The organism is Butyrivibrio sp., assembly GCF_015056685.1.
Taxonomy (GTDB): domain Bacteria; phylum Bacillota; class Clostridia; order Lachnospirales; family Lachnospiraceae; genus Butyrivibrio.
The window spans coordinates 65,360-71,552 of the sequence record NZ_SVFW01000017.1 but is presented as its reverse complement, the minus strand read 5'-3'; the positions used below and the strand labels follow the sequence as shown (position 1 = coordinate 71,552).

The following is a 6,193-nucleotide window of genomic DNA, read 5'->3' as shown; positions in this document are numbered from 1 at the left end:
TGCTTGGATTTATCATGTTTATAATAATATACTGCTATCAAGAATTCTACTATCTAAATGACATTGGAACCGTCCCCACTGTCTGCCTTTTTATCGCCCTACACTTTTCAGTCCATCAGTTATTGTCTCTCCCAAAAGTTCAACTTCACCGGTAAGGTCATGAGTTGCAGCCGGGAATGGCGCATATCCTGCGCGGTCTCCTTCTGTGGGATAGTAGATTGTGCTATCTCCAAGCTTAAAGGAATCAACATCGTAGGTTCCATAGTCCTGCTGAACCAGAAGATAATTTGGATTAAATCTTGGAATTTCCTCATTAACTATATTTATTCCCTTGTAAACAAGCCATATGGCAAGAAGAGCAACAAGGGCTTTATACGATATCTCTTTTACCCCACTACCCTTTTCTTCTAATTTATGAAAGAGCAATATTATCATTCTTCCAAAAACTATGGAGATTGTCGCAAGAACATAAACGATTCCATACCTGATAAGGGGCGCGCTAAAGAACCAAAATACGAGGCATAGGATAAGTGTCCCGCTAAGCGTAAGAAAATCAGCAAGGTTAAGCATGCTCCTGCTGCTTAGGTCAAATACCTTGTTGCCAACAAGCTTGCCAGGTTTCTTTTTATATACCACTGCTACCACTCCAAAATATATGACGCAGCACACATAAATAACGATCGATATTATTGAAAGCACCACCATTGCCTTATAGAAGAGCGAAAGCTGTCCAAACCAGTTAGGTACCCATTCTGAAAAAGGCACATTCATAAAAGCTTCCACATCATTATATCCGCGGCCAAAAGTCCTGATCTCCATTGAATCATACTGGGCAACGCCTTTTGGTATCTCCCATGCAAAGCCAAAGAGATCAAGGAATGTGACAGGATAGAGAAGCCATCCTGAGATCACTATATTTCTCCAAAAGAACGGCATGGTTATAACCAGAGCAAGGAGCACCGAAAAACCGAAGGCTTTGATTTTATCCGCTGTCCTACTGTGGAACAATTTATAGATTGGAATAATTGACAAAAGAACCATCGGCGCCGCAGAAAGCTTTACAGTAACTGCATATATTCCGACCATTGCAAGCAAGATGTATGGCACAAAAGCCTTTTCATGTCTCACATACATATCGGTGCAACAGATGATGATGTAAAAAACAAGTGTTGAAAGAAAATAGTCGGATGCAGGCGCTACCATCTCATCAAAGATTGTAAAAAGGTAGTACATGGCTGCAATCCTTGGGAAATCAGAAATAACGATCTGTCTTCTTATGACAATAGTCTTTATATCAAGACACTGCCAAGCCAGGAGCAGTGCAAAAAATCCCGCCATTGTATGAAATGACTGCTTACCCAAAAACGCAAAGCTATAAAAGGCTGAAAGGGCAAATGAAGCGCTGTTATAAGCAAGTCTCAAATGGAGATTACCAAGGCCCTTTACTATACCGACGCTCTCAATCCAGTGGATAGCCTGCGCATGATACAGGTCAGAGTCATAGTGCATGATTCCATGAGATGTTCCGTAAGCCATAAGAAGAAACACAAGAAGATACCACAACCAGTCTCTTTTTGCTAAAAGAACATGTCTCATCAGATAGAATTCTTCAAATAATCTGTTTCTGTAGTAAAAGGCCACAGCAATATCAAACAAGACCAAGAAGGCGTTAGCCAAAAGACCAACGCCGCCAAATAAACTCAAAAGCTGAGCAAATACAGTAACCACAACTATTCCGGCTACTATATAACTTTCCTGATATCTGATCTTATACTTTTTTGACACACCTTTTGAATTCACAAAAGCCATACAATCAAGTGATGTAATAGCATTTAGAAAAAAGAATCCTGTAAGATATGTGGTAGCTAAAACATAGATCCAAGTAAGTATAACTGTTATCATTATCAGTTATCTCCTGTGTTTTATTTATCCTATCGAGGAAACCACTGCGCCAACAATGATTCCAAGGATTGCGCCAAACAAAACCTGAAGTGGAGTATGTCCAACAAACTCTTTGAGTCTCTGCTCTGTTGGAATATCTTTATCAAGCTCTTTAAACCAGTCCATCATATTATTGATGACAACTGCCTGCTTTCCTGCCTGACGTCTTACGCCCATAGCATCATGCATAACGATCAGGGCTAAAACTCCTGAAATTGCAAACTCAAAGGTTCCTGCTCCATAGTGATAAAAAGTCGATGTCACAAGAGCCATTACTGTAGCTGAATGGGAACTGGGCATTCCACCGTCTCCCATAAGTCTTTCAGGATTAAAGTTCTTGTTAACAATAACATATATTATGGTTTTCAGGACCTGAGCAACAAGCCATCCCCAAAATGATGCCATGAGTATAGTATTGCCAAATATATCATTTAATAATTGCATTTAAACCTCTATTCTGATCAAACAAGCTCTTTTATGTATCTCTCAATAGCCTCATGCCAGTCTGCAAACATAAAGTCAGATGTAAGTTTTAACATATAGTTCTCAAGAATACTATACGCTGGTCTTGGAGCAGACTGAGGATTCTTTGCCTGATATTCTGCTGTTGAAACATGGTTAACTTTTGTGTTCTTTCCTGCGAGTCTGAATATCTCTTCAGTGAAATCTGCCCAGTTAGTTGAACCTTCGCATGTTCCGTGGAAAATACCATAATTTTCTGTAGGAAGAAGATATGCTATAGCTTTTGCAAGTTCATAAGTACTTGTAGGAGTACCAAGCTGGTCGTTAACTACGCTTACTTCATCATGATTTTCAGATAATGCGAGCATTGTCTTAACAAAATTCTTACCATCACCATAAAGCCATGCTGTTCTTAAAATAAAGAAATCTTTTGCAAACTGCTTTACAAACTCCTCACCTGCAAGCTTTGTTTTTCCATATACACTTACAGGATTGGGCTTATCAAACTCAACATATGGTCTTGTTCCATTGCCTTCAAAAACGTAGTCAGTTGAAACGTGAACAAGCTTAGCTCCTGTCTCAGTTGCTGCAATTGCAAGGTTTCTTGGTCCGATCGCATTGATCTTGTAAGAAAGATCTATGTCACTCTCCTGCTTATCAACTGCTGTGTATGCGGCACAGTTAACAATGGCAACAGGCTTAACATCTCTTGCAAGCTTAAGCACCTGATCAACATTTGTTATATCCAAAGGTATAATGCCTTCCTGCTGAAAAACATCAGTATTTACAAGCTCATACTTGCCAGCAAGTTCTTTGTTTATTGCTCTTCCAAGCTGTCCATTGCAACCGGTAACGATAATCTTATCCATGTTATTCCTCTCTTATTTAAAACCCAAAATCGGACGGCATCACTGCCGTCCGCTATAATGCCAGGTCTATCAATCTGCGTATGTGACACCGTTTACTGTAAACTTAGAGAAAGATCCGCCCTTCTCCTGAATTACAAATATCATTGTCTTACCTGTATTAAGTACAACTTCGTTGCCTGCATCATCATAGTAAGTTGTTGGTGCATAGTCACCAGTCTTCTCCCATGTTACGTGGATCATCTTACCCTTTGTGATGAAGTATCCGTCACGAGTTGTATCATGCATCTGATATGCAAGGTATCCGTTGTCATCACGAACTTCGTGGTATGTTCTCTGGATGATAACGTTAGCAAATGCAAGCTGTTCGCCTGTTACAGCATCCTTCTGTGCACTTCCATATAAAGTTTTAAGGTATACACCCTTTGACTCATCATATGTAAGAGCTGACTTTGTCACAGGAAAGCACCCTGACATATCGATATCAGTTGCCTCAACTGCTGACTCGCCATAATCCTCTAAAGTGTTTGGATTAGAATATCCTGTAAAAGTGAAGTGTGATTCACCTTCAAAATCATCTCTGTGCTCTGTTTCAAATTTAGCTTTTTCGATAGCAGATGTTACGTGTGCACCATCTGTGAAAGCTGTATGCTCAGATGTGCTTCCCTCAGGTACTCTGAAAAATGCGCCATAGTCTGAACCCATTACACCGCCAACACCGTTTAAGTTGTCAACGTCATCTCTTGTCAAAATAGACTTAACGTAGAGTTCTGGTCCGCCGTAATGAACAATAATTGGATCATACTCAAGTGCTGCATATACAAAGTAATCACGGATGCTTCGTATATTACCTATTCTCTCAAGGCTCTCCCAATTCTCAAGGATACCCATCTGACGGCTCATGCTGCCTTCTTCCATGATCTCATAGAAAACTGCTACATTGCTAAGTCCGTACTGTGGCTGTGCCTCTTTGTTAATAGGGTACATAACAGCAAGTGGTCTGTTTGTATTAACTGCTTCATCAACCCACTCGTTTGTGAAATAACTTCTAACCATTCCTTCTGCAGGTGGAACGTCCTCGTCAACTGTCTCTTCAACAGTCGCCTCTGCAACTGCTTCCTCTGGCTTAGTTACATCTTCTAACTTTTCAACACTAAGTCCAGATACTGACTCATCCCCAGCAGAGCCGCATCCAAATAGCATAGCTGCAGTTAAGCCTGCGGCTATAATTGCTTTTGCTTTTCTCATATCCTGTTCAATTTCCTCTCTATTTTTTAACATGTGATAGTTTATCACAAAAATATTCTATTCGCCAAGACCGGTTTCGATAGCCTTAACAAGGGCTTCCATAGCCTCTTCTTCATCCGGACCATCGCATTTAAAAGTCAGCTCATCGCCACACTTTATGCAAGCGCCAAGAACACTAAGTACACTCTTGGCATTGGCAGTATTATCGCCATAGCTAAAAGTGATGTGAGATTTATAGTTCATTGCCACCTTACATAGATTACCTGCAGGTCGCAAATGTAATCCAGTAGGGTTTGTAATAACCACCTTCTGACTTACCATATTATAGCATAACCTCCTCGATCAACTTCGCAAGTTTCCTTGCTTCCTCCTCAATCTTAGCCTGATCCTTACCCTCTATCATTACTCTTACAAGTGGCTCTGTACCTGATGGTCTGATAAGAACTCTTCCATCTCCGGCAAACTGCTTCTCAAGATCTGCAATAGCTCCTGCAATTTCAGGATACTCCATATAAGAATCCTTCTTGTGTGTAGGAACATGTGCATTTACAAGAGCCTGAGGCATAACCTCCATTACTTTAGCAAGCTCTGATAAAGGTTTTTTGGTGTTAACCATAACCTCTAACAGATGGAGAGCTGAAAGAAGTCCGTCTCCTGTTGTGTTATCGTCAAGGAAAATAATGTGTCCTGACTGCTCACCGCCAAGATTTGCTCCGATTTCTTTCATGTGCTCAAGAACGTATCTGTCACCAACTTTTGTCTTGTCGATCTGGATTCCTTCTCTCTCACCCATCTTGAAGAAACCAAGATTACTCATAACAGTTGCAACGATTGTATTTTTAGCAAGCTTGCCATTGTCCTTCATGTATTTTCCGATGATAGCCATGATCTCATCGCCGTCTACCATCTTACCATTTTCATCTACTGCAAGGAATCTGTCTGCATCACCGTCAAAAGCAAGGCCGATGTTTGCCTTCTCAGTAACAACTCTTCCCATAAGTTCTTCCATGTGAGTAGATCCGCAACCTGCATTGATATTTGTTCCATCAGGATTGTTGTGGATAACTATTACTTCTGCGCCGAGCTGTCTTATTGCCTCTACTGATGTATAGAAAGATGCACCTTCTGCGCAGTCCATTACAACTTTCATTCCCTGAAGGTTGATATCTACAGCGTTGAGGTTGTGGTTGATATACTCTTCTCTTGCATCTGTACGGTTCTTGATCTTACCAATTCCGGCACCTGTAGGCATCTTTACGCCTTCCATGTTGTTCTTGATAAGAGCTTCTATTTCGTCTTCCATTGCATCAGGAAGCTTATAACCATTTCCGTCAAAAAACTTGATTCCGTTAAACTCCATTGGGTTGTGAGAAGCAGAGATAACAACACCTGCATCTACTCTGTATTTCTTTGTAAGATAAGCCACACCAGGAGTTGGGATAACACCAACATTAACTACATCAGCACCTACTGAACAAGCACCGGCCATAAGCGCGCTGGCAAGCATATCACCTGAAAGTCTTGTATCGCAGCCAACCATGATAGTAGGCTTGTGATTAACTTCTTTTGATAAAACATATGCTCCTGCCTGACCAAGCTGCATAGCTAAAAGTGGAGTAAGTTCATCGTTAGCCACTCCTCTGACTCCGTCTGTTCCAAATAATCTTCCCATTTCT

6 protein-coding genes are annotated in these 6,193 nt (G+C 40.8%); all 6 read right to left on the bottom strand.

Annotation, left to right across the window (positions count from 1 at the left end; genetic code table 11):
• Window positions 1-90: 90 nt before the first annotated feature.
• Window positions 91-1,902, bottom strand: a complete 1,812-nt coding sequence (locus tag E7303_RS07955) for an LIC_10190 family membrane protein (RefSeq protein ID WP_292144655.1) — start codon at window positions 1,900-1,902, stop codon at window positions 91-93.
• A gap of 24 nt (window positions 1,903-1,926) precedes the next feature.
• Window positions 1,927-2,385, bottom strand: coding sequence for a divergent PAP2 family protein (locus E7303_RS07950; RefSeq protein ID WP_103869559.1), 459 nt, complete (start codon window positions 2,383-2,385; stop codon window positions 1,927-1,929).
• Window positions 2,386-2,402: 17 nt separating this feature from the next.
• Window positions 2,403-3,272: a dTDP-4-dehydrorhamnose reductase gene (gene rfbD / locus E7303_RS07945; protein WP_103869558.1), complete on the bottom strand. Its 870-nt coding sequence runs from the start codon at window positions 3,270-3,272 to the stop codon at window positions 2,403-2,405.
• Between the two features lie 69 nt (window positions 3,273-3,341).
• Complete coding sequence (locus E7303_RS07940) at window positions 3,342-4,517, bottom strand: DUF3048 domain-containing protein (protein WP_292144654.1); 1,176 nt, start codon at window positions 4,515-4,517, stop codon at window positions 3,342-3,344.
• Window positions 4,518-4,574: 57 nt separating this feature from the next.
• Window positions 4,575-4,838 (bottom strand): HPr family phosphocarrier protein, encoded by a 264-nt coding sequence (locus E7303_RS07935; RefSeq protein WP_022772638.1) that lies wholly within the window; start codon window positions 4,836-4,838, stop codon window positions 4,575-4,577.
• Between the two features lies 1 nt (window position 4,839).
• Window positions 4,840-6,189, bottom strand: coding sequence for a phosphoglucosamine mutase (gene glmM / locus E7303_RS07930; RefSeq protein WP_292144652.1), 1,350 nt, complete (start codon window positions 6,187-6,189; stop codon window positions 4,840-4,842).
• Window positions 6,190-6,193: the final 4 nt, after the last annotated feature.

Coding starts and splice junctions, on each gene's coding strand:
- E7303_RS07955 (WP_292144655.1), bottom strand. CDS start 1,902: ATGATAACAGTTATACTTACTTGGATCTATGTTTTAGCTACCACATAT.
- E7303_RS07950 (WP_103869559.1), bottom strand. CDS start 2,385: ATGCAATTATTAAATGATATATTTGGCAATACTATACTCATGGCATCA.
- rfbD (WP_103869558.1), bottom strand. CDS start 3,272: ATGGATAAGATTATCGTTACCGGTTGCAATGGACAGCTTGGAAGAGCA.
- E7303_RS07940 (WP_292144654.1), bottom strand. CDS start 4,517: ATGAGAAAAGCAAAAGCAATTATAGCCGCAGGCTTAACTGCAGCTATG.
- E7303_RS07935 (WP_022772638.1), bottom strand. CDS start 4,838: ATGGTAAGTCAGAAGGTGGTTATTACAAACCCTACTGGATTACATTTG.
- glmM (WP_292144652.1), bottom strand. CDS start 6,189: ATGGGAAGATTATTTGGAACAGACGGAGTCAGAGGAGTGGCTAACGAT.